This is a genomic window from Actinophytocola sp., from assembly GCF_036002505.1.
Classification (GTDB): domain Bacteria; phylum Actinomycetota; class Actinomycetes; order Mycobacteriales; family Pseudonocardiaceae; genus DASYTH01.
The window spans coordinates 1-1737 of sequence record NZ_DASYTH010000310.1; the positions used below are offsets into that span (position 1 = coordinate 1).

Here is a 1737-nt window from a genome sequence, read left to right on the forward strand (position 1 = left end):
CGGCCCCACCCCGACGAACCCCCGCAGGAGGAACCCGACCCCCGCGTCGGGCCACCGGCATGCCCCCATCCCGACCGGCAAACACCGAAAGATCAACAAGCGGCGAAGACGCCTCGATCAACAGTTAGCGAAAGACCGAGGCTAGGTCACAGCCTTGAGCCATGATCGAAGAGTTCGTATGCCGTAACCTCAGGTCCACTCACCCTCCTCGCGAAACCGCACGCTCGACGTGACCCCGCTGCCGTCGTGCTTGGGAAACACGAGGGCGTTCGGCCATCGAAGTCGGCGATGATTCCCCACGGGCCTGGTCTCTCGCCGGGCGATGCATCCGGCCGGCCAACGCTTCGCGGGAACCGTGTTCGTACCCGGTGCCAGGTGTCGGTCACAAAATAACCTGGACGAGGGCAGTCGAATCCGTGCCGGCCGTCCGACGTAAGGGTGTAGAGCGACAACCGGCTACCTGAATGGAGAGCCGCATGGCCCAGTACGCGATTCTGATCTACGCGAACGACTCGGCCCACGGCGCGAACGCCACCGCCGAAGAACTCGAGCCGCACGACCGGCATGCCGAGGAGGTGGTGAAGTCCGGTGCCATGGTGGCGGCCTTCGCGCTGCACCCGGTCGCCACGGCGACCTCGATTCGCGGTGACGTCGTGACGGACGGCCCCTTCATCGATGCCAAGGAGGTCGTTGCCGGCTTCTGCGTGATCGAGGCGCCCGACCTGGACGCCGCCCTGGAGATCGCTCGGCGCAACCCCGCCACCCAGCAGGGCGGCGGTGTCGAGGTGCGGCCCGTGGACAGCGGCTTCGTCAAGGCGCCGCCGGTCGAGGGATGAGCGACCCGGCAGACGTCGAAACGGCGGTCGCGGACGCGCACCGTCGCGAGTGGGCGTTGGTGCTCGCCGCGACGGCGCGCGTCGCGCGGGACCTGGACCTGGCCGAGGAGTGCGTGCAGGAGGCATACGCCGCCGCGCTGGTGGCCTGGGCTCGCGACGGGATCCCGAACCACCCGGTCGCTTGGCTCACCACCACGGCCAAGCGCCGCGCGATGGATGCGGTGCGGCGCGAGCAGGTGTTCCGGGCGAAGCTGCCGTTGCTGGTGGAGCCGGACGAGACGGTGGATGAGCTCGCGCTGGTGGGTGAGGTGGCCATGGAGGAACCGGTCGTGCAGGAGCCTGGGGACGTGGTGCCGGACGAACGGCTGCGGCTGATCTTCCTGTGCTGCCATTCGGCGTTGGCGCAGGACGCCCAGACCGCTCTCACCCTACGGTTGGTCTGCGGGGTGTCGACCAGTGACATCGCGCGGGGTTTTCTGGTGTCGGAGGCGACGATGGCCGCTCGCCTGACCCGGGCGAAGAAGAAGATCTCCGTCGCCCGGATCCCCTACCGGATGCCGGGAGCGGCCGAGTGGCCGGATCGACTGGGCGCGGTGCTTGCGGTAATCCATCTGCTGTTCACCATGGGGCACACGGCGCCGACGGGCGCGTCGCTGGTACGTACAGACCTGGTGGACCAGTCGCTGCACCTGGCCCGGATGCTGCGAGAGCTGATGCCCGACGAGCGGGAGGTTTGGGGATTGCTCGCCTTGCTGCTGGTCACCGACGCCCGGCGCACCACCCGGGTCGACGCCCACGGCCGGCTGCTGCGGCTGCAGGAGCAGGACCGGTCGCAGTGGGACAGGTCAGCGATCGCCGAGGCGCACGACCTGATCGTGGCCGGCCTCCGCGGCGGGCGACC

2 protein-coding genes are annotated in these 1737 nt (G+C 69.1%); both read left to right on the forward strand.

Annotated elements, in window-relative coordinates; genetic code table 11:
- Positions 1-476 precede the first annotated feature (476 nt).
- A complete protein-coding gene (locus VGR06_RS27200) occupies positions 477-836 on the forward strand; it encodes a YciI family protein (RefSeq protein WP_327561981.1) in 360 nt (119 codons plus the stop codon).
- Positions 833-1737, forward strand: a 905-nt coding sequence (locus VGR06_RS27205) for an RNA polymerase sigma factor (protein WP_327561982.1), incomplete at its 3' end; no start/stop codon positions are given. The genes VGR06_RS27200 and VGR06_RS27205, both read left to right, overlap by 4 nt.